Genomic DNA, 275 nt, shown 5'->3' on the forward strand with positions numbered 1-275 from the left:
AGCAATGGATAATCAATAGTGTAAAGCAATGCTTTTTTGTCTTCAAAACACACTTGCTAGCTTTTATGTGGCGCAGCCAATTGCGATTACGGTAGATGGCGCGAAAATTCTTACACGTAACCTGATGATCTTTGGTCATGGTGTTATGCGTTGTCACCCATACCTACAGTCTATGGTTGAGTCTAGTCATAGCGATGACAAAAACGCAGAGGCATAATTTAAGTGTTTTTTAGGGAACACAAGTGGTTTCAGCACAGCAAACAGCTTACTCGACT

The 275-nt window shown here is 41.1% G+C and carries 1 protein-coding gene; it reads left to right on the top strand.

The features are described 5' to 3' along the window. Nucleotides 1-28 precede the first annotated feature (28 nt). A complete protein-coding gene (locus CWB78_RS18710; protein ID WP_138596868.1) occupies nt 29-217 on the top strand; it encodes a hypothetical protein in 189 nt (62 codons plus the stop codon). Nucleotides 218-275 lie beyond the last annotated feature (58 nt).

It is taken from the genome of Pseudoalteromonas sp. S1612 (assembly GCF_005887175.1).
GTDB classification, from domain to species: domain Bacteria; phylum Pseudomonadota; class Gammaproteobacteria; order Enterobacterales; family Alteromonadaceae; genus Pseudoalteromonas; species Pseudoalteromonas undina.